The following is a 25,885-nucleotide window of genomic DNA, read 5'->3' on the forward strand; positions in this document are numbered from 1 at the left end:
CGCCCGCGCCATGTCGGGGCGCGGGTCCGCCTGCGTCGCGCGTCCGCGGCCTTCACCAGGCCGCCGGTCGCACGCCTCACTCCAACGCGGATGCCGTCAGGCGCCGGCCTGGGCGCCTGTCATGCGACACGATCCCGCACCACGACTTCGCACGGCAGGAGCCTGTGCGCTTCGTCGACTTCGTTGGCGTGATGGACGCCCCACGCCATCAGCGCCTGCAGGATGGGCTTGAGGCTCTCGCCCAGTGGGGTGAGCAGGTATTCGATGCCCTGCGCGTCCGAGGCGACAGGCTGGCGACGCACCACGCCATGTTCCTCCAGCGCCCGCAGCTGCTCGATCAGCACCTTCTGCGACAGGCCGGCGATGCGCTTTTCCAGGTCGCACGTGCGCTGCGGGCCATCCAGCAGGGCAAACAGCAGGACTGCCTTCCAGCGGCCGGAGAGGATGCCCAGCGCGCGCTCGACGGGCAGGCCCGGAAGTCGTTTGGTGATCTTCATGGGGAACGACTGACCAATCGGTGTGTAGATGCAATGCCCGGTGATGCCTAACCTTCGCGCTCGATCCATCGACGAAGGAAGTACTGTGGCAAACCTGTTCGAATCCCTGGCCCTTGGCGGCGCCGTGTCGCTGAAGAACCGAATTGTGATGGCACCGATGACGCGCACGCGCACGTCCGAGGGTGACGTCCCCAATGACCTCATGGCTACGTACTACGGCCAGCGGGCCAGTGCCGGGCTGATCGTGACCGAGGCAGCCGATGTCGCACCGTCCAGCAAGGGCTACGCCTGGACGCCCGGCATCCACTCGGAAGCCCAGCGAAAGGGCTGGCGCCACGTGACCGACGAGATCCACCGCAAGGGCGGGAAGGTCTTCGTGCAGCTATGGCATGTCGGCCGGATGGCGCATCCGTCCATCATGCCCAACGGCGAAGCCCCCTGGGGCGTGACGGAGCAGCGGGCCGAGCACTCGGACGTGTTCGCCCACGACGAACATGGCAGGTTGGGCTACATCCGTGCGGGCACGCCGAGACGGCTCGCGACCGAAGAAGTGTCTGGCCTGGTCGAGACCTTCTCCCAGGCCTTCGCCCACGCACGCTGGGCGGGCTTCGACGGCGTGGAGCTCCACGCCGCCAATGGCTATCTCTTCGAACAGTTCATGAACCCGGTGCTCAACACGCGCGACGACCGTTACGGCGGGCGCAACCTGGAAGACCGCACCCGGTTCCTGATGGAGGTCGTCGACGCCGCCGTGCGCCAACTGGGGCCCGGGCGGGTCGGCGTCCGCCTGTCGCCCTTCGGCCTGTTCAACTCGATGCCGGCCGATCCGAATCCCGAGGAAACCTTGCTGTACGTGGCCGAGCAACTGGGCCGGCGCGGCGTCGGCTACCTGCACCTGATCTACGAGCTCATGCCCACCGGGAACATGGAGACGGCGGAGTTCAAGGCGCGCTACATCGACCACGCCCTGCTGGCCAAGGTTCGCGCGGTCTTTCCCGGGGCCATCATCTGGTGCGGCGGCTTCAAGAGCAGGGAGGGCGCCCAGGCCGCGCTGGACACCGGCCTGGTGGACCTGATCGCGTTCGGCCGGCCCTTCGTCGGCAACCCGGACCTGGCGGACCGGCTCCGGCACGGCTGGCCCCTGACCGAGGCCGATCGATCGACCTACTACACCCGCCGGGGCGAAGTGGGCTTCACGGACTTCCCGACCTACCCGGGGCAGCGGTCGGTCGATCGTTGAAGCGCAACGTCCGGGGCGCGGCTGGCAGGTGCTGTGGAGCCTAGGCCGCCTTGCCCGGCCGGCGGAACCCCGGCGTGTTCTGTCCGATGTGCCAGCACACGCCGGCGGGATCGATGACGACGAATTCGGTGATTCCCCAAGGCTGCTCGGTCACGGCGGTGACCTGCACGCCATAGCGTTCCGCCAGGCCGCCATCGCACACATGCCGGTGCCATGCCCGCACATCGGCGACCAGCAGGTGCATGACGCAGTTCTCCGCGAATTCCTTGACGTAGTAGTCCTGCAGGAGGAAGGCACAGTGGTCGCAGGCGAAGTAGGCAACGCCGCCACCTTCGGATCGCTGGGTGAACCCGAGCTCGGTGTAGAACCGCTTGGAGAGCCCGAAGTCCTTTGCCGGCACGAACGCCTTGAGCTCGACCACCGCCAGTTCACGCATCGCCGGCTCCTTCGCAGGAAGAAATGGGAGGGCCATTCTCCACCAGCAGTGGGTGGCCCGCGCGCGATGAGCAGTCGCGTCCATTAGGATGAGCGCCCCGAACGAACGCAGGAGCTGCGACTGGCCAAACCCGTTGCGCACTTCGAGGCAGTCGACCTGGCACGCGTGCGTGCCATCTTCGTCCGCGGCCGGACGCATCGCGCCCTGCTGAGCCTGCCCTTTTTCGATCGGCCGGCGGGTCGCACGCTCTGCGTCGTCGGGCAGAACCCCAGCGATGCGGACGAGGAACACGCGGACAAGACGGTCCACTACCTGGAGCGGTACGTCTTCAGTCAGCTCCCGGCGTACGGCGCAATGCTGATGCTCAACCTGTATGCGCGCGTGGACAAGCGCAAGGCATTCCGCGACGTGGAGCACCCGCAGGCAGACCGCATCCTGCGCTGCGCGATCCGCACCCACCAGGATTTCCTGTTCGTCTTCGGCCAGGTGAAGAACGAAGGGGCCTACCGGTTTCCGCAGCGGCTGGCACAGCTACGGCCGTTGTTGGCCGGCAAGAACATCATGCAGCTCGACCTGGGAACCGACTTTCCGCCGCATCCGGGGAACGCGCGGATCATGTACACGAGGTCCGATGTCGGTCTGGCGCCATTTCGTTTCGATGGTCACCGGGCGGGAACGGAGCTCGAAGGGCCCGGAGGGGACGCTCAGGAGGGCAGCACACCCACGTAGCGGACGGCGGCGGCGGCGAGCCGATCGCCGGGCGAGATGCCGGCTTGCACCGCCGAGGCGTTCGCGAACGACACGACGCCGTTCTCCCAGGTGTCCAGCACATCGCCGATCCGGGCGCTGGTGTGGGCGACGCACGCCGCGGGGATGCGACGCTGCTCCAGCATCGCCAGGGCGGCGATGCCCGCTCCGTCCTTGCCGACCCCCGCGTCGTTGAAGAAGACCAGGGCCAGCGGCACCTCCAGCGCGAACCGGCCGGAGCTGGTTCCGCCGTGCGAGGCGCTGACGACGACGCTGCCCGCGTCCTGCGGCTCGACCCGCGTGATCGAGTCCATGAGCACCACGCATCCGCGCGGTCCTTGGGCGACGGCCTGTTTCATGCAAGGTCCTCGGGCAGTGGGCGCTCTTCGTGACGCGATGTCGGCGGGGGGTGTCGTCTACTTCACGCGGAACGTGAAATGGGCAGGCGGCTCGGGCTCCATGAGCCGCTTGCCGACAGGATCCGCGTAGGCGATGGCGCTGCGAAAGGCTTCCGCATCCACTGCATCGGAGGCGGTGGCGGTGCCGCGCTCCTCGCGGTCCCAGGCCTGGAAGCACTTCAGGAGCGCTTGCGGGCCGCCGACCCTGGCCTCCAGCACGACCGCATAGGTGTAGGCAGCGACGACCCGCCACTCCGGCTCGGACGTGCGGCCCCAGACGTCGATGTCGTAGAAGCGATCGGAAAGGGCCGTGACGTGAAGCATCGTCCCGGCATCGTAGTGCAGAGCTCGGCCAATGCGACGCCGTGCCCCGGGCGCCTCACGGATGCCATCGCGACACGGCGGCCGGCGTGGCGGGCGAGCGGCTGCCGGCCAGCGCGTACGACAGCTGGTTGGCCGCGCGGATCACGGCCTTCGCATGCTTTTCGAGCTTTGCCTTCGTCAGCCGTGAGCTGGGGCCCGAGATGCACATCGAGCCCAGGAGCCGCCAGTTGAGGCCGAACACCGGCGCCGCCACGCTGGCGACTTCGGCCTCGCGTTCGCCCAGCGAGATGTGGAAGCCGCGCTCGCGGATGGCTTCGTAAGGCTCCCCTGCCGCCCCGCTGAACGCCAGGATGACGCGGCCCGGCGCCCCCCGATCGAGCGGCAGCCGCTCGCCGATGCGCACGTTGTGCCGCACGGACTGCGGGCCCTCCACCCGTGCCACGCAGGACCGGATGCCCCCCTCGCGCACATAGAAGGAAGCACTCTCGCCGGTTTCCTTCACCAGCTGGTGCAGGGCCGGTTCGACGACGTTGTTGACGTCGAAGCCCGCCTGGTAGCGGGCGCCCAGCCAGCCCGCCGCCGGCCCCAGCCGCCACTGGCCATCCTCGGTCTGCACCATGTACTGCGAGAGCGCGAGGGTGCGCGCCAGCCGCAGGGCGGTGGTCTTGTGCATGCCGGAGCGCCGGCTCAGTTCGGCGAGGCTCAGGGACGACTCCCCGACCTCGAAGGCCTCCATCAAGGACAGCGCCCGGGTGACGGCGGTCACGCCGCCGTCGGTGGCAGGGCTGTCCTCGTCGCTGGTCGTGTTGCGCATGCTGCACCGCGGTTCACTCTACGAAACGGCATTGTACGGTGCGCAACGCGCACTTAAAGTTGCTCCAACCAAGGCGCCAGGAAGGCGCCCCGTACCGGAGACAACCCCATGCTGATTTCCCGCCGCGCGGTGCTCGCCATCGCGGCCACCTCCCTCACCACCACCGTCGCGCTGGCGCAGGCCTGGCCCGCCAAGCCCATCCGGCTGATCGTTCCGTTCCCGGCCGGCGGCGGCACGGACATCATCACGCGCGAGGTCGCGAACAAGATCGCCGGTCCCGGCTACACCTTCATCGTCGACAACAAGCCGGGCACCGGCGGCAACATCGGCGTGGACGCCGCCGCCAAGTCGGCGCCCGACGGCTACACGCTGGTGATGGGACAGACCAGCAACCTGGCGATCAACCCGACGCTCTATGCCAAGCTGCCGTACAACCCGCTGAAGGACCTGACGCCGATCAGCCTGGTGGCCAGTTCGCCGCTGGTGATCGTCACCGCCGCCGACTCGCCGTACAAGACCCTGGCGGACGTGGTGAAGGCGGCCAAAGAGAAGCCCGGCAGCATCAACTTCGCCACCTCGGGCAACGGCACCGTCGCCCACCTGGCCGCCGAATCCTTCCAGAAGGTGGCGGGCATCAAGCTCACCCACATCCCCTACAAGGGGGCGGCGCAGGGCGCCACCGACGTCATCAGCGGCCAGGTGCAGCTGTATGTGTCGTCCATTCCGACCCTGCTGGGCCACATCAAGAGCGGCAAGATGCGCCCGATCGCCGTCACCTCCGCCAAGCGCGCCGACGACGTGCCCCAGGTCCCCACCATCGCGGAGTCCGGCTACAAGGGCTTCGAGGCCGTCACCTGGTTCGGCATCCTGGGCCCGGCCAACCTGCCCAAGGACGTGGTCGCCAGGCTGAACGCCGACATCAACAAGGCGCTGAAGGATCCCGAGCTGGAAAAGAAGCTCGGTGCACAGGGCGCCGACATCGCCGGCAGCACGCCCGAACAGTTCGCCAAATTGATCCACGACGACGCGGCCCGCTGGGGGCAGATCGTCAAGGAATCGGGCGCCAAGATCGACTGACGCCCCCTGCTTCGGTCCGCGACCGAACCCTCTGGCCCGGCCCGCCACGGCCGGGCCCGGCCCTTCCTTTCTCCACGGGAACCCACATGACCACCGACATCCTGCGCGACTTCGCACGCATCTCCCCCGCCCTGGTGCGCCAGGCCTCCGAGTACCAGGCCGCCATCCTGGCCGACGTGAACGGCCGCCGCGGCGCGCTGCACGGCCGCATCGCGGCGCTGCGCCCGCGCATGAAGCTGGCCGGCCCCGCGCTGACGGTGGAGGTGCGCCCCGGCGACAACCTGATGATCCACGCCGCCATGTCGCTGGCCAAGCCCGGTGACGTGCTGGTCATCGACGGCAAGGCCGACCAGACCGCGGCGCTCATGGGCACGATCATGATGACCGCCTGCAAGCAGCTGGGCCTGGCCGGCGTGGTGATCGATGGCGCCGTGCGCGACAGCCTCGAGATCGACGAGATGGACTACCCGGTGTTCTCGTTCGGCACCAACCCGAACGGCCCGACCAAGAACGTTCCCGGCCGCATCGGCCATCCGGTGTCGATCGGCGGCGTGACGGTGCGCTCCGGCGACCTCATCGTGGCCGACGCCGACGGCGTGGTCGCGATCGAGCGCGAGCGCGTCGAAGGCCTGCTGCCGCTGGCACGCAAGAAGGTGGAAGACGAGACCGCACGCATCGCTGCGATCAAGCAAGGCAACACCGCCGCCTCCTGGCTCGACGCCGCGCTGCGCACCGCCGGCGTCCTGAAGCAAGGCGAGACGCTGTGAGCGGCCGCCGCACCCTCATCGTCACGGGTGCCGACCTGGCACCCCAGGCCCTCGAGCTGCTGAAGGACCTTGATGTCGTCTACGCCGGCAAGACGCCGCAGGAAGACGACCTCGTCGCGCTGTGCCGCCAGCACGATCCCGTCGCGATCATCGTGCGCTACGGCAAGGTCGGCGCTGCGGTGATGGACGCTGCGCCGTCGCTGCGCGTGATCTCCAAGCACGGCAGCGGCACGGACACGATCGACAAGGACGCGGCCAAGGCGCGCGGCATCGAGGTGCGCGCCGCCGTCGGCGCGAACGCCGCGGCCGTCGCCGAACAGGCCCTGGCGCTGCTGCTCGCCTGCGCCAAGTCGGTCACGCACCTGAATGCGCGCATGCATGCCGGCCATTGGGACAAGGCCACGCACAAGAGCGTGGAACTGCACGGCCGCACCATCGGCCTGGTGGGCCTGGGAGCCATCGGCCAGCGCTTCGCCCGCATGTGCGACGCCATGGGCATGAAGGTGATCGGCTTCGACCCCTTCGCGGCCAGCTTGCCGGCCTTCATCCGGCCGGTGGACCTGGCGACGATCTGGCGCGAGTCCGACGCCATTTCGCTGCACTGCCCGCTGACGGCGGAGAACCGCGAGATGCTGAATGCGCCGGCGCTGGCGGTCTGCAAGCGGGGCGTGATCGTGGTGAACACCGCCCGCGGTGGCCTGGTGGACGAAGCCGCCCTGCTGAAGGCGGTGCGCTCGGGCCAGGTGGCTTGCGCCGGACTGGACAGCTTCGCGGTGGAGCCGATGACGGCGCCCCATCGCTTCCACGGCGAGCCCAACATCATCCTCAGCCCCCACATCGGGGGGGTCACGGGTGATGCCTACGTGAACATGGGCGTGGGCGCCGCGCGCAACGTGCTCGCCGTGCTGGCACAGTCCGCCGTCGCCGCGCACGCCTGAGGCCGGCAAGGAGGTCGTCATGCATCTGTCTTCGTTCGCCCGCGCGCGCCGCCTCGTCGTGGCCGCCTGCGCCCTCGCCGCCGCATCCCTGGCGCACGCCGCCTGGCCGGAGCGGCCGATTACCATCGTCGTGCCCTATGCGCCGGGCGGTGCGGCCGATGCGCTGGCCCGCGTGCTGGCTTCGCGCGTGGGTGCCAGGCTCGGCACCAGCGTCGTCGTGGACAACCGGGCCGGCGCCAGCGGAACCATCGGTGCGGCGTCCGTCGCCAGAGCCCAGGCCGACGGCTACACGATGCTGTACGACGCGACCCCGTACTCGATCAACCCGCACCTGTTCCCCAAGATGCCGTATGCGGCCACTGCGCTGCAGCCGCTCTCGCTGGTGTCGCTGGCGCCCAACGTCCTGATCGTCAAGGCCGACGCGCCCTACAAGGACGTGAAGGACCTGATCGCAAAGGCCAAGGCGCAGCCGGGCAAGGTGAACTTCGCCTCCGGCGGCAGCGGCACCGTGCAGCGCCTCGCCGCCGAACTGTTCCGGCAGGAGCTGAACCTCGACATGGTGCACGTCCCCTACAAGAGTGGCGGTCCGGCCATCACGGACGTCATGGGCGGCCAGGTCGACTTCATGTTCGGCACCGTCGCCGCAGCCTCGCCCCTCATCGACTCGGGCAAGCTGCGTGCCCTGGCGATCTCCTCGGCCAAACGGTCGCCGCGCCTGCCCAATGTCCCGACTGTCGCGGAAGCGGTCCTTCCGGGTTACGAGGCGTCGGAATGGCATGGCGTGTTCGTGCCGGCGGGCACCCCGGCGGACATCGTGGCCAGGCTGCAGAAGGCGGTGACCGAGTCGCTGCAGGACGAAGAGGTGAAGAAGCGCTTCAGTGACGTGGGCGCCCAGCCGATCGGCTCGACGCCGGCGCAGTTCGCCGACTTCCTGAAGAAGGAAGACGCCAAGTGGGGCGAGGTCGTGCGCAAGGGCAGCATCAAGCTGGACTGAGCAGGGCTGGATCGGCAAGGATCTGACGATGTTCCTCCTCCACCCTCCCCAGGTGCGCGAACTGGCGCGCTTCACGACGCTGCCGGAGCGCTTCCGCACCCGCACCAGCAGCGTGTGGGCCGGCGCCAACCGCCCGGGCCGTCCCACGGATTCGTTCCTCGAGGGGCCGGTCTTCGACGGCGGCGGCAACCTGTACGTGACCGACATCCCGTTCGGCCGCATCTTCCGCATCGACCCGGCGGGCAACTGGGCGCTGGTGACCGAGTACGACGGCGAGCCGAACGGCATGAAGTTCCTGGACGGTGCCACGTTGCTCATCACCGACTACAAGAACGGCCTGATGCGGCTGGACATCGCCTCCGGGCAGGTGCGCGGGTTCCTGGAGCGGCGCAACACGGAGCACTTCCGCGGGGTGAACGACCTGGTGTTCGACCGCAGCGGCAACCTGTACTTCACCGACCAGGGCCAGACCGGTCTGCACGACCCGACCGGGCGGCTGTACCGGTTGCGGCCCTCCGGCCAGCTGGACCTGCTGCTGTCCAACGTGCCGAGCCCCAATGGCGTGTGCCTGTCGCCCGACGAATCGGTTCTCTATCTGGCGGTGACGCGCGGGAACTGCGTCTGGCGCGTTCCCCTCCTGGCCGACGGCAGCGTCGCGAAAGTCAGCCAGTTCTTCACCTCCTACGGTCCGAGCGGCCCGGACGGGCTGGCAATGGACACCCAGGGGCGGCTCGTGGTGGCCAACCCGGGGCTCGGCTACGTCTGGATCCTCAACGCCCGCGCGGAACCCGTGTGGCTGCTGCGGGGCCCCGAAGGCGCATCGACCACCAACATCGCCTTCGGCGGGGCGGACCGGCGTCGACTGTTCGTCACCGACTCGACGCACGGGGATGTGCTGTACGCCGACCTGGACGTTCCAGGGCTTGCGCTGCCCGGCTCGACGGCATCCGGCACCTAGCCGACAGGCATGGGCCCGGGTGGCCCGGGGGTTGGCCGATCAGCAGAAGATCAGCGCGAGCCAGGCCGGATCGTCCAGGACGTTCAGGACGACAAAGACACCCACCCGCCAGGTCCAGATCTCGATTTGCGCGAAGAAGGCCGATGCACTCACGCCGTCGAGTCTACCGGCACCGGGTGATTGGCAAGGTTCCTGCTTCAGCCAGAACCGGAGGTTGCATCCTGGGCTGATGCACCCGTTCGCACCTCCGCAACTGGTATGAGCCTTGACCCGAAGCACCGCTGCTATAACGAACCGCGGAGGCGCTGACGCTCCGGCGAAAGGAATCGGATGTCCGCGCTGGACGCGCTGAACGCGCTCGACTTCCCCGTTTCGACCTACCTGAACGGGTTCGCACGGCGCTCCTGGGCGTTCGACCAGTCACTGGCCTTCCTGTCGGTCAACCATCTTTTCAAGGGCGCCCTCCTGATGGGCCTGCTCTGGTGGGCCTGGTTCCGCAGAGGACCGCGGGCTCTCGCCGATGCATCGCGCGATCACGTGATCGCCACGCTGGCCAGCTGCGGTGCGGCCCTGGCCGTGGTGCGCCTGATGATCCTGCTGCTGCCCTTCCGGGAGCGCCCGCTGCACACCAGGGCGCTCGACTGGACACTGCCCTACGGGGTGGCGGTCACGGCGCTCGACGGGCTCAGCTCCTTTCCCAGCGACCACGCGACCTTGTTCTTCGCGCTGGCGGTGGGACTGGCCTTCGTGAGCCGGAAGCTGGGGCTGCTGGTGTTCGCCTACGTGACGATGGCCATCGCCTTTCCGCGCCTCTACCTGGGATTGCACTTCCTGAGCGACCTTGTCGTCGGTGGCCTGCTGGGTGGCGCGATCAGCGCCGCAGGGAACCGTCTGCTCGTGGGCGGACGCCTGACCGCCCGGGTTCGAGGTTGGTCGGAATCCGCGCCGCAGTATTTCTATCCGGTGAGCTTCCTCGTCACCTACCAGGTTGCAGAACTTTTCGAGAACACGCGAGACCTGGTCGCGGGTCTGGGTAAGCTGGGCAAGGCGCTGGTCGGCTTGTAGCTCTGGCGGCTGTTGGCGGCCAGGAGCAGTCATGCGTCCCGGTCAAACCTTGCGCCCTCGAGCGAGGCGTCTGAACGAGAGCGGCGTTGTTCGAGTACCACTCACTCTGCTCTCGCATTGACATTTCCTTACACCACCTCGACGATCCAGCCCTCATTAGTTCGAGAGGGCGATTTGCGACATCTTTCAATCCTGTTCGCGGCGACTGTGCTGGCCGGCTGCGCATCCCCCACCGTCGTGCAGACTGTCAAGCCGGGGGACACAGGCTTGGCCTGCGCCCAGTTGCAGAACGAGTACGCGGACGTCCAGAAATTCCGTGACGAAGCTGACAAAGAGAAGGGCATGACCGGCGGGAACGTCGTACGTGCGCTGTTCTTCTGGCCCGCAATCCTGGGAACCATGTCCAACGCAAACGAGGCGATCTCGGCAGCCGACTCGCGCAAGGTGCACCTCGCCAACGTCATGAACCAAAAGAATTGCCCGATCCCCGGCCAGCCGACGCTCGCGCCGACATCGACGCCCGCGGCAGCGACAGCGGAGCCGAAGCCGGCCGACCGGAAGTCCTGATCAGGAGTGGCAGGCTGGATCGCCGGCCGGCCTTCCCTCGCACTGCGGCCGGATGTGAACCCTTTCTGAGGATTCGGATCCGGCCGCAGGCATTTCCCCGTGCAAAATTGAGGTGGTGGCGAGACGTAGCGGTCGCCGTCCTGAAGGACTGCCTCTAGCCCAAAACCAGACGTCTCCAGATCGAAGGCCTGCTGGGGCACATGGAGCAGTGTGCACCGAGATCCAGTCGCGCGCATTGACTCCGACCGGCACGCTCTCGGTCGGCCTGCCATCCCCGTTTCGCACCATCGTTTCGCGCCCCTGGTGCCCCAGTTCTGCATCAACTTTTCCGCAGGTGAAGTTGCACGACGCCACCCTCCTCCCGCTGCAGATCCAGCCGGACGCCGCCGACCCCGTGCTGGCGCAACAGCAGCGCCGCTTCAACACCCTCGTGCAAGAGGTCGGGCAGTGGAGCGCCGCCCTCGCCGAGTGGAAGGAGAGGTTGGCGCGGTACCAGCAATTGCGCGAGCCCGTGCGTCGCGAGCTGCATGCCGCGTGGCGGCAATGGGTGTTCGCGCTCGACCACGCGAGCCTGCAGCCCGGGCTGGCGCGCGCTGAACGTGAGCAGTTGGGCGAGATGTTCCACGAAGCCGCCACGGCGCTCCTGGCGGTGGAGGACGACGGCGAGATGGCGGCCGTCCTGAGCCGGCATGGGCACGGCTCGACTTCCGTGCCGTCGACCCGGGAAGATGCCGGCCACGCCGCCGCCGACGAAGCCGTCCTGGAGGAGTTGGAGCCGGACTGGGAGCGGCAGGCCGCCAGCGCCGCCGCCCGACGCGAAGAACGGTCGGCGAAGCGTCGTGCAGAACAGGACTCGAAGCGCCGTCGTCAGGCGGCGCAGGAGGTGTCGCAGTCGCTGCGCGACGTCTACCGACGGGTCGCCAGCGCACTGCACCCGGACCGCGAGCCGGATTCGCAACAGCGCCAGCGCAAGACGGTGCTCATGCAGCAGGCCAACCAGGCGTACGCCGACGGAAACCTTCTGGCGTTGCTGGGGCTGCAGCTCGAGGCAGAGCAGGTCGATGCGGCGCACGCGGCTGCCGCGGACCAGCGGCGCCTGCAGCACTACATCAGCGTGCTGCAGGAGCAACTGGCGGACCTGCAGTCGGAAACGCGCCATCTCGAGGCCACGTTCCGGGCGGCTGCGGGCATCGCGCCCGGGGTGGGCCTGCAGCCGCGCAAGGCCGATCGGATCGTCTCGTCCGAGGTTCAGCGGTTGCGGGCCGAGGTGCTGCTCCTGCGTCGCCAGACGAAGTCGTTGCTGGACGTGGAGGCCACGAAACGGTGGCTGCGGGAAGTCCGCAAGGCTTAGGCGTGGCCTGGCGTCGTTCACAGGCCTATGATCCCGCCCTCATCTCACGTCAACGGCTCGGCCGGCTTGCATGCAGGCTGCACCCGGTGCACGGAAGGGAGTGGATGATGTCCAACCACCGGATTTTCACGACAGCCTTCGCGAAGGTCTACCCGCTGTATGTCCAGAAGGCGGAACGCAAGAACCGCACGAAGGAAGAAGTCGATCAGGTCATTTTCTGGCTGACCGGCTACGACGCGGCGGGACTGCAGCAGCAGATCGACAAGGGAAGCGACTTCGCCACCTTCTTTGCGCAGGCTCCCGCCATGCATCCGAACAGTTCCCTGATCCAGGGCGTGGTCTGCGGCGTGCGGGTGGAGACGATCCAGGATCCACTGATGCGGAAGATCCGCCAGCTGGACAAGCTGGTCGACGAGCTCGCCAAGGGCAAGAAGATGGAGACCGTTCTCCGCTAGGGCCGGTGGTGCGCAAGGCCGGGGGCCAGGGCCGACGGCGCGGGTCGGGGCTGTGGACGGCCTGGGGCGCCTACCACATCCCCGTGACCGCACTGTCCACGGCCGGCGTGGGGAAGTGTGTGGACAAGCGTGTGGAATTCGGCGCCAGGCCGCGCCTGCATTGGCTTCCCACGGGTTGCTCATTTTCTGGGCAGCGGCGGTGCGACCCGTCGAAACGGTGATGGCGCGTCGCGCCGGCGCCACGAACGACGGCCTGGTGCTGGACTGGATATGCCTCGCGGATGGCCCTCCAGGCCACTCATGCCGGGCCTGTCGATGTCTGCGCCCCGGTCAGGCTGTGCCGACTGAGATGCGGCAGGCCTGAGACGAACCTGTCGCATGTCGATGGTGCGCCGGTCACATCCACGTCAGGCGTCACGACGACTGCCATTGCGGCGGCGGGCGCAGAATGCACCCCTCCTTCCAGGGTGCGCCATGACTACGTTGCAGACCCGCTCGGACGTGCAGATCATCCTCGAATCTGCGCTCACGTGTCCGAACTGCGGCCATGTGTCGACTGAAGTCATGCCCGAGAACGCGTGCGTGTATTTCCATCAGTGCACGCACTGCCAAGCCGTCCTTCGCCCCAAGCCCGGCCACTGCTGCGTGTTCTGTTCGTATGGCACCGTGGCTTGCCCACCCGTTCAGGTGTCTGGCGGCTGCTGCGGCAGTTCCCTCCGCGACGACGCAGCAACCTGACCCTGCCCCTTCCATCGAGCGGTGGATTCCAGCGCGCTTCGCACGCTGGAATCCACCGCACATGTCGAACGTGAGGCAGCAGGGCCTCGGAAGTGACAACGATGCCGGTGCTGCACTACGATCGGCCCCATGGATGTCAGCAGGAGAGGACTGGTCGCCGGCGCGGGTTGGCTGGCCGTGGCCACGTTGGCCGGCTGCAGTGCGCCACCCAGGGATGGCCGCCAGGGCTCCGCCTTTCCAGGGCCCTCCCCCATGTCGGACCTGCAGGCCGGGGAAGCCGCGTTCCTGGCTCTGGGCCTGGTGGGGACGCCCTACCGGTATGGCGGCAACACGCCAGAGGCCGGATTCGATTGCAGCGGCCTGATCGGCTACGTGTACTGGCGATCGGCCGGGATTGCACCGCCGCGGACGGTCGCGCAGATCGCTCGCTGGGGGCAGTCCGTGAATGAAAGTGACCTGCGCGCAGGAGACCTCGTGATCTTCGGCAGCGACGGTTCTCCGTCGCACGCGGCCATCCACGCCGGCGAGTCGCGCTTCGTCCACGCCCCAAGCACCGGGGGAACCGTTCGCCTGAACAGGATCCAGGAGCGGTACTGGAAGACCCGGCTGCTGGACTACCGCCGGGCCTGATCGTCTTCGCCGTCACGCCTCGGACGCAGGTCGCTGATGTTCGACCTCGCGAGCGATCCGAGGCCGACCCCCACGCGCCTCATGTCTTCCGCGCCTTGGCGGCCAGGACCGGGTCCGTCAACTGGTCCCCCCATCCCGCCACCAGCTGTTGAACGATCTCCGCCACGGCGCGGCAGGCCGGTGACAGCTTGCCCTGCCTGGGGAAGGCCAGCGTCACGTGCCGTGTCAGGTCTGGTCGCACCAGTCGCGTGGCTTGCAGCGTGCCGGCGCGCAGTTCGGCGGCGATCGAGAACGGGCCCAGGATCGAGTAGACCCCGCGCGCGTGCGCCACCAGTTGCTTCTGCACCGTCAGCGAGTCCGCTTCGACGATCGGCTCCAGCTTGAAGCCGAGGCTGCGCGCGCTCTCGTCGAGCGCATTGCGCCAATGGCTGGGACGGCGCGGCAGGACCAGACGCAGTCCCTGCAGTGTCGTGAAGGGCAAGGTGGCCTGCGCCGTGAGCGCATCGCCGGGAGCGGACACCAGGTAGGTGTGCGCCACGCTCAGCAACCGCTCCTCCCGCCCGCTCGGACGCTGGAAGCGGAACAGGATCGCCAGGTCCACCACGCCGGCATCGAGCATCGCATCGAGCTCCGCGCCCTGTGCTTCGGCGATGTCGAGGCGGATGCCCGGGTGCTGCGCCTGCAGGCGCTCGAACAGCCGGGTCATCAGCGGATGCGCGGCCGAGGGAATGATCCCCAGCCGCACCTGTCCGAGCAGCAGGCCTGACTCGGAACGCAGCGCCTCGGCGATCTGCTCCGTCTCCTGCAGCCACGGCCGCAGCCGGGCGACGGCGAGTTCGCCGAAGTCGGTCAGCGTGACGCCGCGCCCGGTGCGCCGGAACAACTTGCCGCCGCAGCGCGACTCGAAGTCGCTCACCTGCCGGCTGATGTGCGATTGCACCGTCTGCCGCCGGGCGGCCACCTTGCTGAGGCTGCCTGCCTCAGCCACCTCCAGGAAGAGCTTCACGCTCGCAACGTCCATGGGTCCTCCGGTCGCAGCCATGCCGAATGAGGCAAGTCTGAAAGCTCGGATGCGACTCTAGGCGCGAATCGGCCCGGTTTCTACAGTCCTTTCCACGCCGAAGCGATTCCTGCCAAGCGACCACCCCACCGAAAGGACCCCACCATGCAAGCCCTCGATCTCCGCGGCCTCGTGCCCGCCCCCGTCACCCCGTTCACCCGCGCGGGCGAAGTCGACCACGCAGCCATCCGGCGCCTGGGCTCCTGGCTCGGCAAGTTCGATGGCGTCAAGGGCCTCACGGTCCTCGGCCATGCCGGCGAAGGCACCTTCATGACGGCCGACGAGCAGGCCGGCGTGATCCGCAGCTTCTCCGAGTCGGTCGACGGCAAGCTGCCCATCATCGCCGGCATCACCCTGGAAGGCACCAAGGTCGCCGTCGAGGAAGCCAAGCGCGCCGTCAAGGCGGGCGCCAAGGCGGGCCTGGTGTATCCGTCGCACGGCTGGCTGCGCTTCGGCTACCAGAAGGGTGCGCCGCAGGACCGCTATCGCGCGATCTACGAGGAGAGCGGCCTGCCCCTGATCCTGTTCCAGTACCCGGATGCCACCAAGGCCACGTACGACCTGGCGACGCAGCTCGAGATCGCGGCGCAGCCGGGCGTGTTCGCGATGAAGAACGGCGTGCGCAACATGCGCCGTTGGGACACCGAGATCCCGGTGATCCGGCGCGAGCGTCCCGAGCTGCAGATCCTGACCTGCCATGACGAGTACCTGCTGCACACGATGTTCGACGTCGACGGCGCGCTGGTCGGCTACGGCGGCCTCACGCCCGAGCCGCTGATCGAGCTGATCGCCGCCGGCAAGGCCAGGGACTACAAGAAGGCGCGCGCCATCCACGATCGCCTGCTGCCCGTCACGAAGACCGTGTACCACCGCGGCTCACACATGGAAGGCACGGTCGCCCTCAAGCACGGGCTGGTGGCGCGCGGCATCCTGGAACACGCCACCGTGCGCAGCCCGCTGCTGCCGCTGGCGGCCGGTGCCGACGCCGAGATCGCCGAGGCCTTGCGGTCGGCGGGCCTGGTGGACTGAGCGCGGACATGCGGCCGCGGACCCGAGGAGACACCATGAGACCGATACAGATCATTGCCGCGGCCGCCCTCTGCGGCCTGCTCCCGACCGTCCACGCCGCGAAGTTCCCGGAATCGGGGCAGACGCTCAAGCTGGTCGTGCCGTTCGCCGCCGGCGGCGGCGTCGACAGCGCGGCGCGACGGCTGGCGGAGCAGATGCGCAAGCAGCTTGGCGTGACCGTGATCGTGGAGAACAAGGCGGGCGCCAACGGCACCGTCGGAGGCAAGGCGGTGCAACTGGCCCCGGCCGACGGCACCACCTTGCTGTTCTCCGCCGCGACGCACGTGCTCGCCAGGCAGGTCATGAACAGCTCCCCCTATGACCCGCAGACGGACTTCGTGCCGGTGGCGCGCGTGGGCGAGGCGCCGCTGATGCTGGTGCTGGCGCCCCGCCATCCGCAGCACAAGCTCGGCGACGTCCTCGCCGCGGCCCGGCAGGAACCCGAGAAGTGGACGGCGGCCATTCCCGCCGCCGGCGCACCGGGCCACCTGGCCACGCTGCTGCTGGCCAAGGAAGCGGGCGTGCGCTTCACCTACGTGGCCTACAAGGGCACGCAGCCGGCGCTGGTGGACGTTGGCGGCGGCCACGTCGACCTGCTGCTCGACTCCATGGTGTCGCTGCTGCCGCTGGCCACGGCCGGCAAGGTGCGGCCGATCGCGATCACGTCCGCCAAGCGCAGCGCGCTCGCGCCGGGCGTGCCGACGGTGCAGGAGAGCGGCGTCGCGAACTTCGCCTACGCCTCCTGGTATGGCGTGTGGGCGCCGCGCGGCTTGCCTCCGGAGCGGGTCACGGTCCTCAACGAAGCCATCAATGCGGCCGTGAAGGAGCTGGGCAAGTCCGGCGCCTTCGCGTCCCTGGGCATCGAGCCCGTGACGGAGACGCCCGAGCAGTTCCGGCGCTTCATCGCCGCGGAAGTCAGCCAGGCCACCGAGCTGCTCAGGAGCGCGGGCTTTCGGCCGGAGTGATGGTGCTTCAGCCGATGGACATCAGCGATGCATTGCCGCCCGCCGCCGCGGTGTTGATGCTCAGGGCCCGTTCGATCACCAGCCGCTCCAGCGGAACGGACGTCTCGCCCGGCTGCAGGCGCTCGACGCTGACGACCGGGCCATCGCGACGGGAGAGCAGTTGCTGCACCCGACCGAGCTCCTCGGTGGACCCGTGCAGCAGCACCGAGTCGAAGGAGACTTCGCGAGCCGACCAGTCACGTGCCAGCACCACCTGCGACTGCACTTCGGCGGGAAGGTGCTGCAGGAGATCGGCCGCTTCGACGGGCCAGACCGCGCGGCTTCCCACGGCCAGGACGGCGGCGAGCTGCACGAGACGGTCGGCATCGCGGCTCGCCAGGCACAGGATGCTGGAGCGCGGAGCCAGCGTATAGATGTTCCGCTCGCCAGTGGGGCCCGGCAGCTCGAGCGAGCCCCCCGGCCGCGCCAGGGCGCCCAGGCGCGCGCACGCCGCGGAGACGGGGTCCTTCGTCGACGCAGCCCAGGCGACCAGGGCCCGCAAGGCAGCGGGTTCGTATCGCTGCGCATCCGATCCCCCCGCGCCATCGCGGTCGACGGCACGGGCCAGCACGTCCTCCGGGCGGCGGGACAGCAGGCGATACAGGTAGAGCGGGCCGCCCGCCTTGGGGCCCGTGCCCGAGAGGCCTTCCCCGCCGAAGGGCTGCACGCCCACCACGGCGCCGACCATGTTGCGGTTCACGTAGACGTTGCCCGCGTGCGCCGCTTGCACCACCCGGGCGATCGTCTCGTCGATGCGCGTGTGCAGGCCCATGGTCAGGCCGTAGCCGGTTCCGTTGATCTGGGCGAGCAGGCCGTCGAGGTCGGCCCGCTTGAATCGCACGAAGTGCAGCACCGGGCCGAACACCTCCTTCTGCAACTCGGAAACGCTGTCGAGCTCGATGAGCGTCGGCAGCACGAAGGTGCCCGCCTGCAGCGGATGCTCGCTGCGCCCGGCCAGCTGGTGAACGCGCCGGCCCCTGGCTCGCATCGCGTCGATGTGGCGGTCGATGTTGTCCCGGGCTTCGGCATCGATGACGGGACCGACGTCCGTCGCGAGGCGGTCCGGGCTGCCGACGCGAAGCTCCGCCATCGCGCCCAGCAGCATGTCCAGCACGCGATCGGCGGCCTCCTCCTGCACGCACAGCACGCGCAAGGCGGAGCAGCGCTGTCCGGCGCTGTCGAATGCGGAGACGAGGACGTCACCGATCACCTGCTCGGCCAGCGCCGACGAGTCGACGATCATCGCGTTCTGCCCGCCGGTTTCGGCGATGAGGGGGATGGCGCGGCCGCTGACATCCACGCGCCCCGCAACCGTCCGTTGCAGGATGCGCGCCACCTCGGTCGAGCCGGTGAAGAGGACACCCCGCACCCGCGCATCCGCCACCAGCTTGGCGCCCACGACGGCGCCCTGGCCGGGCACGAGCTGCACCGCGAAACGGGGGACGCCCGCGGCCCACAACGCACGCACGCCCTCGGCGGCAATCAGGGGCGTCTGCTCCGCCGGCTTGGCCAGCACGGTGTTGCCGGCGGCCAGTGCAGCCGCCACCTGCCCCATGAAGATGGCGAGCGGGAAGTTCCACGGGCTGATGCAGACCACGGGCCCGAGCGGCCGGTGCGTTATCTCCTCGAAGTGCTCGCGCACCTGGCGCGCGTAGTAGCGCAGGAAATCCACCGCCTCGCGCACCTCGGCGACCGCATTGGAAGCCGTCTTGCCGGCCTCGCGGATCAGGATGGCCATCAGACGGGGCATGTCGGCCTCGAGGCGCTCCGCGGCCGACTCGAGCATCCGTGCGCGCTCGGCCGCCGGCGTGGCGGCCCAGGTCGCCGCACCTTCGGCAGCGCTGCGCAGTGCGAGCTCCACCTCGCCGGCAGTCGCCTCGCGAAGGGAGCCGACCCTGTCCGTGCGGTTGGCCGGGTTGGTCACCGGCAGCCGGTCCCCCGGTTCGGTGTCCTGCTCCAGCATGGGCCGGACCTGGGCAGGCGAGCGCGCTTGGGCCCGGAATGCTTCGGCCAATTCCTGCAACTGGATCTCGCTGGTCAGGTCGATGCCCTGGGAGTTCCGGCGCGTGGCGCCGTACAGGTCCCGCGGCAGGGGGATGGCGGGATGCGGCAGGCCGACCCCGCCCTCGGCGGCCGCGAACTCGTCGATGACGGAAGCCGGGTCGCGCACCAGCTCCTCGAGGGACAGCGTCTGGTCGGCGATGCGGTTGACGAACGACGTGTTGGCGCCGTTCTCGAGCAGCCGGCGCACCAGGTACGCCAGCAGCGTTTCGTGCGTGCCGACCGGGGCGTAGATCCGGCACGGGCGACCGAGCTTGCCCTGGGCCGGCTCCCCCACCACCTGTTCGTAGAGCGGCTCGCCCATGCCGTGCAGGCACTGGAACTCGTACTGCTGCGCGGTGTAGCGGCTCGGGCCGGCCAGCTCGTGGATCGCCGCGAGCGTGTGCGCGTTGTGCGTGGCGAACTGCGGATAGACCGCGTCCGGTGCCGCCAGCAGCTTGCGCGCGCACGCCAGGTAGGAGGCATCGGTGTAGGGCTTGCGCGTGAAGACCGGATAGCCCTCCTGGCCATCGATCTGCGCGCGCTTGATCTCGGAATCCCAGTAGGCGCCCTTCACCAGGCGGATCATCAGCCGGCGCTTGCTGCGGCGCGCCAGGTCCACCAGGTAGTCGATCACGAACGGGCAGCGCTTCTGGTAGGCCTGGATCACGAAGCCCAGGCCCTGCCAGCCCGCCAGTTGCGGCTCGAAGGCAAGGCGTTCCAGCAGGTCGAGGGAGATCTCCAGGCGCTCGGCCTCCTCGGCATCGATGTTCAGGCCGATGTCGTAGCGCTTGGCCAGGGAACACAGGCGCACCAGCACCGGGTAGAGCTCGCCCATGACGCGGTCGTACTGCGCGCGGCTGTAGCGCGCGTGCAGGGCGGACAGCTTGATCGAGATGCCCGGTCCCTCGAAGATCCCGCGCGAGCCGGCGGCCTTGCCGATCGCATGGATGGCCGTCTCGTAGTCGCGCAGGTAGCGCGCCGCGTCACCGGCGGTCATCGCCGCCTCGCCCAGCATGTCGAACGAGTAGCGGAAGCCCTGCGCCTCGCGCGGCCTGGCGTGCTGCAGCGCCTCGTCGATGTTCTCTCCGGTGACGAACTGCTCGCCCATCATCCGCATGGCCATGTCGACGCCCTTGCGGATCAGGGGCTCCCCCCCGAGGCTCACCAGCCGGCCGATGGCGGCGGACAGGCCGGCCTCGCTGTGGGTCGACACCAGCTTGCCCGTGATCAGCAGGCCCCAGGTGGCCGCGTTGACGAACAGCGAGGGGCTCTTCCACAGGTGCGACACCCACTGGCCCTGGGCGATCTTGTCGCGGATCAGCGCATCGCGCGTGGCGGCGTCGGGGATGCGCAGCAGGGCTTCCGCCAGGCACATGAGGGCAACGCCCTCCTGCGACGACAGCGCGTACTCCTGCAGAAGGTTCTGGACCAGGCCGGCGCGTCCCGTGCCGGCCTTGCGCTCGCGCAGCGTGCGGGCGATCCGCAGGGCCAGTGCGTGGCTGTCCTGCCGGATGCCGTCCGGCAGGCGCGCATCCGCCAGGATGCTGGCGACAGCCTGCGGCTCCGGCACCCGGCAGGCGGCAGTGATGGCCCGGCGCAGCGGGGACGCAGCGAGGCTGGAGGGTTCGACGAAGTGCTCGAAGGTGCTGGTAGGCGGCGCGGCGACGGACGGCATGGCGATGTGTGCTGGTTCAGGGGACATCGGCAATGGTCCGGGTTTTGGCTAGGATATTGCTCGGACTTTCGACGACTCTGCCGAACGAATCACTATCCATGCCCTCCCTGGACGAACTCGACCGGACCGACCGCCGCATCCTGCAGCAACTGCAGGACGACGGGCGGATGTCCAACCTCAAGCTCGCCGAGGCGGTGGCGCTGTCCCCGACGGCGGTGCTCGCGCGCGTGCAGCGCCTGGTGCGCGACGGGTACATCCAGGGCTACGAGGCGCGCCTGGACCCCAAGCTGCTGGGTGCGGGGATGCTGGTGTTCGTCGAGGTCCTGCTGGATCGCACGACACCCAACGTGTTCGAGCAGTTCCGCGCCGCCGTGCACGTGCACCCGGAGATCCTGGAGTGCCACATGGTGGCCGGCGGGTTCGACTACCTGGTGAAGACGCGCGTGGCCGACATGGAGGCCTACCGCACCTTCGCCGGCACCGTCCTGTGGCAGTTGCCCGGCGTGCGGGAGACCCGGACCTACGCCGTGATGGAGGAGGTCAAGAACTCCTCCAAGCTGCACATTCCCATGGCGTAGGGCGGTCGCCTAGGGAGCCGGCCGCAGGCGCAGCGCGAACGGTGCGGCCAGCAGGGCGAGCAGGCGCACGACCGCAATGTCCTCGCGTGTCCACCACGGGCGCATGCCCAGCGCGTTGAAGGTCGCGCGGCAACGTCCGCCCTCGATCAGCGGCACGTTGATCACCGCCTGGAGGCCCAGCGCGGCGATGCGCGCGTGGTCGTCGAAGACGCTCGCCAGGGCGCCCTCCCCTTCCCCGATGAACACCTCGCCGCGCACCAGCAGCTGCTCGGTCCAGGGCGTGAGCAGCTTGCGCTTGCGCCCGCCCACCGGGTAGGCGGCCGGATCGGACGACCAGCCGCGCTGCAGATGGATCTCGCCCGGGGCATCACCGGGCTCGGTGGCGACCAGGTTCACGGTCAGCAGGCCGGGGCCGAGCAGCGCCTGCCGGGCGCCCTCGATGGCGGCCAGCGCCTGCGCCGGATCCGGGTTGCGGCCCAGCGCCTCGCAGAGGGTCTCGCACAGGGCGAGCGGCAGCACGCCGCTGTCCGCGCCGGCAGCGGAAGGGACCTGCATCGGGTCAGTCCAGCTTGATCGCCAGGTCCTTGATCAGCTTGCCGTAGCGCAGCGTGTCCTGCTTCAGTTGCTCGGACAGCTGCTCGGGCGTGCTGTTGACGACTTCCACGCCGATGGCATCCATGCGCTTGCGCAGGTCGGGCTGGGCGAGCGCCTTGTTGATTTCCGTGTTGAGCCTGGTGACGAGGTCGCGGGGCATGCCGGCCGGCCCGAAGACGGCATACCAGACGCTCATGTCGAAGCCGGGCAGTGCCTCGGCGACGGTGGGCGTGTCGGTCAGCAGCTTGGAGCGCTTGGGCTCGGTCACGGCGATCAGCTTCAGCTTGCCGGCGGACACGTGCGGCAGCGTCTGCGTGCCGGCGGAGAACAGCACCTGCGTCTCGTTGCTCACCGTGGCCAGCACCGCGGGCGCGCCGCCCTTGTAGGGCACGTGCAGCATCTCGATGCCGGCCGCCTTCTTGAACATCTCGGCGCTGAGATGGTTGGTGGAACCGCCGCCGGCGGAGGCGTAGGCGAGCTTGCCGGGGTTGGCCTTGGCGTAGGCGATGAACTCGCGCAGGTTGGTGGCGGGGACCGAGGGGTGGATCACCATCGTGTTGATCACGTTGGCGACCAGGGCGATGGGCGTGAAGTCGTCCGCGCCCTTGAACGGCATGTTGGCCATGAGGAAGGGATTCATGGCGTGGGTGCTCATGGAGCCCACCAGCAGCGTGTAGCCGTCGGGCTTGGCCTTGGCGACGGCCAGCGAACCGATGTTGCCCGAGGCGCCGGCGCGGTTGTCCACGACCACCGCCTGGCCCATGGACTTGGTCAGCTGTTCGCCGATGGCACGCGCCAGGATGTCGGTCGATCCGCCCGGCGCCCAGGGCACGATGACGGTGATGGGCTTGTCGGGGTAGGCGGCCCATGCGGCATGGGTCGCGCCGGCCAGTGCCAGGGCCAGGAACGTACGGCGGAGGAGGTGGCTCATGAATGGTTTCCTTCGAAGGTTCAGTAGGTCGGGTCAGCGGCCGACGGCGTAGCCCTGCATGCCGCGCGGGTTGGCGCCCGCGCGCAGGATGCGGCGACCCTGCGCGTCGGTGCTGCGGCTGGCGGCGCACAGGCGGCCCTCGGACCAGGGCTCGCCCACTTGCACCACGTGGCCGAGGGCACGCAGCTGGTCGATCTCCTGCGGGGCGAAGCGGGACTCGAGCTGCAGGGTGTTCAGCACCGTCTGGCGCGGCCAGAACGAGCTGGGGGCATGCTTCACGTGCCAGGCCGGTGCGTCGATGGCCTCCTGCAGGTCCATGCCATGCACGGCATGGCGCAGGAAGAAGGCCACCGACCACTGGTCCTGCTGGTCGCCACCGGGCGTACCGAAGGCCATGTAGGGCTCGCCGTCCCGCAGCGCGAGCGTCGGCGACAGGGTGGTGCAGGGCGCCACGCGCGGCGTGACGGTATTGGGCAGGCCCGCGTCGAGCCAGGTCATCTGCAGGCGCGTGTTGATCGCGAAACCCAGGCCCGGCACGACCGGGCTGGACGACAGCCAGCCGCCGGACGGCGTGGCCGCGACCATGTTGCCGTGCCGGTCGATCACGTCCACGTGGCAGGTGTCGCCGACGAAGATCTCGCAATCGGCCCACTCGGCCACGGGCGGCAGGTTGGCGAAGGTCGGCTCGCCGACCCCGAAGCGCGTGTCCGCTTCCTTCAGCGTGCGGGCGGCGACGGCCAGGTCGGCCAGCTGCGCAGCGCGCCCGCCCGGCGAGCCCGGACGCAGCTCGTTCGAGGCGCGCTGCAGGTCCACCTGCGACCAGCGTTGCCGCAGGTACTCGTCGGAGAGCAGCGCCTGTTGCGCCGCGCGGTCGGCGCCCGGTGCGACGCCATACCAGGCCAGCCGGTCCGCCAGCGCCAGCTTGGCCGCTTCCGCGATGCGGTGCACGAAGCCGGCGGTCGGGGGCGCATGGGCGGCCAGGTCGGCGTGGCGCAGCATGCCCAGCTGCTGCAGGAACAGGGGCCCCTGGCTCCAGAAGCCGCACTTGGCGACGGTGTAGCGCCCGAAGGAACCGGTGAGCGGCGCCTCCGCCTCCACCTGCCATTGCGCCATGTCCTCGTAGCGCAGCAAGCCGGCATGGTTGTCGCCGCTCGTGTCCCGGACGGCGTGCTGGCGGTAGTAGCTGTCGATCTCGCGCGCGACGAAGCCCTGCTGCCAGCAACGGATGGCGGCATCGATCACGCCGGTGCGGCCGCTGCCCTCGCGCTGTGCGGTGGCCACGATGCGCTCGTAGGTGGCGGCCAGCTCGGGCAGCCGGTGCAGGGCACCGGGCGCCGGCACCCTGCCGTCGGGCAGCCACACCGCCGCCGAGGACGGCCAATGCGTCTTGAACAGCTCCTGCACCGCCAGGATGGCCTGCACCGCCCGCGGCAGCATGGGGAAGCCGTCGCGCGCGTAGCCGATGGCCGGGGCCAGGACGTCCGCCAGCTCCCAGGTGCCCTGCTCGCGCAGCAGGGTGAGCCACGTCGGGAACGCGGCCGGGACGGTGGCGGGCAGCAGGCCGATGCCCGGAACCTGCTCGAAGCCCAGGGAACGGAACGCCTCGGGCGTCGCGAGCTGCGGCGCGCTGCCCTGGCCGCGCAGGGCCTGCATGCGCCGCTCGCGTTCGCTCCAGAACAGGATCGGCACTTCGCCGCCGGGGCCGTTCAGGTGCGGCTCCACGACCTGCAGCACGAAGCCCGCGGCCACCGCCGCGTCGAAGGCGTTGCCGCCGCGTTCCAGCACGCCCATCGCCGTCTGCGAAGCGAGCCAGTGCGTGGACGAGGCCACGCCGAAGGTGCCGGTGATCTCGGGCCGGGTGGTGAACATCCGGCCAAGTGTATCGACGGCGCATAGTTCAACTGCCATGTTTTTCGATGGATGCATGCATGGCTTGCTATACCCAAACGTATCATCGCGGCATGCCGAGCCCCAACCTGCAACGGCTGTCCACGCGGCTGAAGCTGCGCCATTTCGCGCTGCTGACCGAGCTCGAGCGGCAGGGGTCCGTGAGCCGCGCCGCCCAGCACCTCGGCCTGGCGCAGCCGACGGTCACCCGCGCGCTGGCCGAGATCGAAGGCATCTTCATGACGCCCCTGTTCGTGCGCAGCCGGCGCGGACTGGAACCGACGCCGGCCGGGGAAGTGGTCCTGGCCCGCGCCCACCATTCGCTCGCCGATGCCGCGGCGCTCGAGCGCGATCTCGCGGCCGTCGAGGCGGGGTTCCGCGGCACCTTGCGCATCGGCGTCATCCCCTTCCTGTCCACCACCACGCACGATGCGATCTGGCGCCACCTGCTGGACCTTCGGCCGGCGCTGCGCTTCGAGGTGCAGGAATCCACCAGCGACCGCCTGCTGCAGGCGCTCAGGGACCGGCAGCTCGATTGCGCCATCTGCCGCTTCACGGCGGTGAAGTCGGGCGACGGCCTCGTGCTGCGGCACCTGTACCAGCAGGAGCCCCGCATCGTGATGTCGGGCCCCGCGGCCAAGCGCCTGGCCCGGCGCGGGCTGGACTGGGAGGCCTATGCCTCCATGCGCTGGATCCTGCCGCCGCTGGAGACGCCGATCCGCGACATGATCCGGACGATCTTCGCGTCGGCGGGGCAGCCCGAGCCCCCGTCGGTGCTCGAATCCTTCGCCGAGAAGACGCTGAAATCGCTGCTGCGCCAGCTGCCGGACGCCATCACCATCCTGCCCGACGACATCGCGGCAGAGCTCGCGGATGCCGCCGGCGCCCGGGTCCTGCCCCAGCGGCTGCAGTGGAACCTGCCGCCGATCGGGCTGGTCCGGCTCGAGGGCCTGAGCAACGGCGCCCTGATCGACCAGATCGCCGAGGCGGTGCGCCGCGCGCGTGCGGCCCCGCGCTGACGATCGCGCGGACGCCGGGCCGGACGACGG

General features: G+C 69.3%; 27 protein-coding genes. 17 read left to right on the forward strand and 10 right to left on the reverse strand.

The genetic code is table 11. The features are described from left to right. Nucleotides 1-119 precede the first annotated feature (119 nt). Nucleotides 120-497: a winged helix-turn-helix transcriptional regulator gene (locus tag GON04_RS20340; protein ID WP_157399819.1), complete on the reverse strand. Its 378-nt coding sequence runs from the start codon at nucleotides 495-497 to the stop codon at nucleotides 120-122. A gap of 28 nt (nucleotides 498-525) precedes the next feature. On the opposite strand from GON04_RS20340, the gene GON04_RS20345 reads away from it, so the two are divergent. After that, a complete protein-coding gene (locus GON04_RS20345; RefSeq protein ID WP_232533158.1) occupies nucleotides 526-1,737 on the forward strand; it encodes an alkene reductase in 1,212 nt (403 codons plus the stop codon). A gap of 40 nt (nucleotides 1,738-1,777) precedes the next feature. On the opposite strand, the gene GON04_RS20350 is transcribed toward GON04_RS20345, so the two are convergent. Next, nucleotides 1,778-2,173: a VOC family protein gene (locus GON04_RS20350; RefSeq protein ID WP_157399820.1), complete on the reverse strand. Its 396-nt coding sequence runs from the start codon at nucleotides 2,171-2,173 to the stop codon at nucleotides 1,778-1,780. A 165-nt stretch (nucleotides 2,174-2,338) separates the two neighbouring features. On the opposite strand from GON04_RS20350, the gene GON04_RS20355 reads away from it, so the two are divergent. Further along, nucleotides 2,339-2,902, forward strand: a complete 564-nt coding sequence (locus tag GON04_RS20355; RefSeq protein ID WP_157399821.1) for a DUF1643 domain-containing protein — start codon at nucleotides 2,339-2,341, stop codon at nucleotides 2,900-2,902. Here GON04_RS20355 and GON04_RS20360 read toward each other — a convergent pair. The 3 genes from GON04_RS20360 to GON04_RS20370 are packed head-to-tail and all read right to left on the reverse strand — an operon-like array spanning nucleotide 2,878 to nucleotide 4,456. Continuing rightward, complete coding sequence (locus GON04_RS20360) at nucleotides 2,878-3,279, reverse strand: hypothetical protein (RefSeq protein ID WP_157399822.1); 402 nt, start codon at nucleotides 3,277-3,279, stop codon at nucleotides 2,878-2,880. The genes GON04_RS20355 and GON04_RS20360 overlap by 25 nt on opposite strands. A gap of 57 nt (nucleotides 3,280-3,336) precedes the next feature. Continuing rightward, nucleotides 3,337-3,642, reverse strand: coding sequence for a hypothetical protein (locus GON04_RS20365; protein ID WP_157399823.1), 306 nt, complete (start codon nucleotides 3,640-3,642; stop codon nucleotides 3,337-3,339). Nucleotides 3,643-3,697: 55 nt separating this feature from the next. After that, complete coding sequence (locus GON04_RS20370) at nucleotides 3,698-4,456, reverse strand: IclR family transcriptional regulator (protein ID WP_157399824.1); 759 nt, start codon at nucleotides 4,454-4,456, stop codon at nucleotides 3,698-3,700. A gap of 108 nt (nucleotides 4,457-4,564) precedes the next feature. Between GON04_RS20370 and GON04_RS20375 the strand changes: the two genes are divergently transcribed. The 11 genes from GON04_RS20375 to GON04_RS20430 all read left to right on the forward strand — a co-directional run bounded on the left by GON04_RS20375 (nucleotide 4,565) and on the right by GON04_RS20430 (nucleotide 13,996). Continuing rightward, on the forward strand, nucleotides 4,565-5,533 hold the full coding sequence (locus GON04_RS20375) for a Bug family tripartite tricarboxylate transporter substrate binding protein (protein WP_157399825.1): 969 nt from the start codon (nucleotides 4,565-4,567) through the stop codon (nucleotides 5,531-5,533). An 86-nt stretch (nucleotides 5,534-5,619) separates the two neighbouring features. Continuing rightward, entirely contained in the window at nucleotides 5,620-6,300 is a 681-nt protein-coding gene (locus GON04_RS20380; protein ID WP_157399826.1) for an RraA family protein, read from the forward strand. Further along, entirely contained in the window at nucleotides 6,297-7,238 is a 942-nt protein-coding gene (locus GON04_RS20385) for an NAD(P)-dependent oxidoreductase (RefSeq protein WP_181653684.1), read from the forward strand. The genes GON04_RS20380 and GON04_RS20385 overlap by 4 nt, the downstream gene beginning before the upstream one ends. A 19-nt stretch (nucleotides 7,239-7,257) precedes the next feature. Next, nucleotides 7,258-8,232, forward strand: a complete 975-nt coding sequence (locus GON04_RS20390; protein WP_157399827.1) for a tripartite tricarboxylate transporter substrate binding protein — start codon at nucleotides 7,258-7,260, stop codon at nucleotides 8,230-8,232. A gap of 28 nt (nucleotides 8,233-8,260) precedes the next feature. Then, nucleotides 8,261-9,190, forward strand: coding sequence for an SMP-30/gluconolactonase/LRE family protein (locus GON04_RS20395; RefSeq protein ID WP_157399828.1), 930 nt, complete (start codon nucleotides 8,261-8,263; stop codon nucleotides 9,188-9,190). Between the two features lie 330 nt (nucleotides 9,191-9,520). After that, nucleotides 9,521-10,255, forward strand: a complete 735-nt coding sequence (locus tag GON04_RS20400) for a phosphatase PAP2 family protein (protein ID WP_157399829.1) — start codon at nucleotides 9,521-9,523, stop codon at nucleotides 10,253-10,255. 117 nt (nucleotides 10,256-10,372) lie between these two features. Beyond that, nucleotides 10,373-10,822, forward strand: coding sequence for a YgdI/YgdR family lipoprotein (locus GON04_RS20410; protein WP_157399831.1), 450 nt, complete (start codon nucleotides 10,373-10,375; stop codon nucleotides 10,820-10,822). Nucleotides 10,823-11,030: 208 nt separating this feature from the next. Next, complete coding sequence (locus GON04_RS20415) at nucleotides 11,031-12,173, forward strand: hypothetical protein (protein WP_181653685.1); 1,143 nt, start codon at nucleotides 11,031-11,033, stop codon at nucleotides 12,171-12,173. Nucleotides 12,174-12,280: 107 nt separating this feature from the next. Then, nucleotides 12,281-12,628 (forward strand): DUF2200 domain-containing protein, encoded by a 348-nt coding sequence (locus GON04_RS20420; protein ID WP_157399833.1) that lies wholly within the window; start codon nucleotides 12,281-12,283, stop codon nucleotides 12,626-12,628. A gap of 474 nt (nucleotides 12,629-13,102) precedes the next feature. Then, nucleotides 13,103-13,366, forward strand: a complete 264-nt coding sequence (locus GON04_RS26890) for a GDCCVxC domain-containing (seleno)protein (RefSeq protein WP_157399834.1) — start codon at nucleotides 13,103-13,105, stop codon at nucleotides 13,364-13,366. 252 nt (nucleotides 13,367-13,618) lie between these two features. After that, nucleotides 13,619-13,996, forward strand: a complete 378-nt coding sequence (locus GON04_RS20430; RefSeq protein WP_370530019.1) for a C40 family peptidase — start codon at nucleotides 13,619-13,621, stop codon at nucleotides 13,994-13,996. Nucleotides 13,997-14,075: 79 nt separating this feature from the next. Here the strand turns inward: GON04_RS20430 and GON04_RS20435 are convergent, their stop codons facing one another. Further along, nucleotides 14,076-15,017, reverse strand: coding sequence for a LysR family transcriptional regulator (locus GON04_RS20435; protein WP_157399836.1), 942 nt, complete (start codon nucleotides 15,015-15,017; stop codon nucleotides 14,076-14,078). A 144-nt stretch (nucleotides 15,018-15,161) separates the two neighbouring features. Between GON04_RS20435 and GON04_RS20440 the strand changes: the two genes are divergently transcribed. Together GON04_RS20440 and GON04_RS20445 are read left to right on the forward strand one after the other, a co-directional pair. Next, nucleotides 15,162-16,085, forward strand: a complete 924-nt coding sequence (locus tag GON04_RS20440) for a dihydrodipicolinate synthase family protein (RefSeq protein WP_157399837.1) — start codon at nucleotides 15,162-15,164, stop codon at nucleotides 16,083-16,085. 35 nt (nucleotides 16,086-16,120) lie between these two features. After that, the gene (locus GON04_RS20445) at nucleotides 16,121-17,089 is read left to right on the forward strand and encodes a Bug family tripartite tricarboxylate transporter substrate binding protein (protein WP_157399838.1); all 969 of its coding nucleotides are present in this window, start codon (nucleotides 16,121-16,123) and stop codon (nucleotides 17,087-17,089) included. Nucleotides 17,090-17,096: 7 nt separating this feature from the next. Here the strand turns inward: GON04_RS20445 and putA are convergent, their stop codons facing one another. After that, a complete protein-coding gene (gene putA / locus GON04_RS20450; protein ID WP_181653686.1) occupies nucleotides 17,097-20,846 on the reverse strand; it encodes a trifunctional transcriptional regulator/proline dehydrogenase/L-glutamate gamma-semialdehyde dehydrogenase in 3,750 nt (1,249 codons plus the stop codon). Between the two features lie 98 nt (nucleotides 20,847-20,944). Between putA and GON04_RS20455 the strand changes: the two genes are divergently transcribed. Next, the gene (locus tag GON04_RS20455) at nucleotides 20,945-21,424 is read left to right on the forward strand and encodes an Lrp/AsnC ligand binding domain-containing protein (protein ID WP_157399840.1); all 480 of its coding nucleotides are present in this window, start codon (nucleotides 20,945-20,947) and stop codon (nucleotides 21,422-21,424) included. Nucleotides 21,425-21,433: 9 nt separating this feature from the next. Here GON04_RS20455 and GON04_RS20460 read toward each other — a convergent pair whose 3' ends face one another. Genes GON04_RS20460 through GON04_RS20470 form a run of 3 tightly spaced genes read right to left on the reverse strand, consistent with a single transcriptional unit; the run spans nucleotide 21,434 to nucleotide 24,818 of the window. Then, nucleotides 21,434-21,979 carry a GAF domain-containing protein gene (locus tag GON04_RS20460; protein WP_232533159.1) on the reverse strand — a complete coding sequence of 182 codons (546 nt, stop codon included), beginning with the start codon at nucleotides 21,977-21,979 and terminating at the stop codon, nucleotides 21,434-21,436. A gap of 4 nt (nucleotides 21,980-21,983) precedes the next feature. Then, nucleotides 21,984-22,949 (reverse strand): Bug family tripartite tricarboxylate transporter substrate binding protein, encoded by a 966-nt coding sequence (locus GON04_RS20465; protein WP_157399841.1) that lies wholly within the window; start codon nucleotides 22,947-22,949, stop codon nucleotides 21,984-21,986. A gap of 33 nt (nucleotides 22,950-22,982) precedes the next feature. After that, a complete protein-coding gene (locus GON04_RS20470) occupies nucleotides 22,983-24,818 on the reverse strand; it encodes a gamma-glutamyltransferase family protein (protein ID WP_157399842.1) in 1,836 nt (611 codons plus the stop codon). A 92-nt stretch (nucleotides 24,819-24,910) separates the two neighbouring features. Between GON04_RS20470 and GON04_RS20475 the strand changes: the two genes are divergently transcribed. After that, entirely contained in the window at nucleotides 24,911-25,855 is a 945-nt protein-coding gene (locus tag GON04_RS20475; protein ID WP_181653687.1) for a LysR family transcriptional regulator, read from the forward strand. The last annotated feature ends 30 nt before the right edge of the window (nucleotides 25,856-25,885 follow it).

The organism is Ramlibacter pinisoli (assembly GCF_009758015.1).
GTDB lineage: Bacteria > Pseudomonadota > Gammaproteobacteria > Burkholderiales > Burkholderiaceae_C > Ramlibacter > Ramlibacter pinisoli.